Source organism: Neisseria sp. P0021.S006 (assembly GCF_051956895.1).
This window is the reverse complement of record NZ_JBQCWZ010001101.1, coordinates 1-500: the sequence shown is the minus strand read 5'-3', so window position 1 is coordinate 500 and position 500 is coordinate 1. Positions and strand designations below refer to the sequence as shown.

Sequence of the window (500 nt, the reverse complement as noted above, 5' to 3'; positions counted from 1 at the left end):
CGATAGGTACAGCCTTTCAGCAGCAGGTATGGAATGCGTTGCTGACTATTCCTTACGGCGAAACGCGCAGCTACAAGGAGCAGGCGCAACAGTTGGGTAATCCTAAAGCCATTCGCGCCGTTGCTGCTGCAAACGGGCAAAACAAGGTGTCTATCCTGATTCCCTGCCACCGTGTTATCGGCAGCGATGGCAAGCTGACCGGCTATGCAGGCGGTTTGAACCGCAAACAATCGTTGCTTGCCTTGGAGCGAGGCGAGGTTCAGACGGCCTTGTTTTGAGTTTTGATAGAGGATAAGGGGCTGCCCTCTTCGCAGGCTTCACATTCTGAAAAATTGAGCCGCAGAAGGTCGGTGGAAGCCCGACGAAATCTGCATGGAGAAAAATTTTGGGCAACGACCACGCTAAAACAGAGAAATCCGACATGAGCCTGAAAAACCGCCATTTTCTAAAAATTTTGGATTTTACTCCGGAAGAAATTACTGCCTCCTCCAAACTTGCCG

The 500-nt window shown here is 50.8% G+C and carries 1 protein-coding gene; it reads left to right on the top strand.

The window, feature by feature from the left end; translation table 11 throughout:
* Nucleotides 1–278: methylated-DNA--[protein]-cysteine S-methyltransferase (locus tag ACTHUM_RS18950; RefSeq protein WP_440403822.1), on the top strand; the 278-nt coding region annotated here is incomplete at its 5' end.
* Nucleotides 279–500 lie beyond the last annotated feature (222 nt).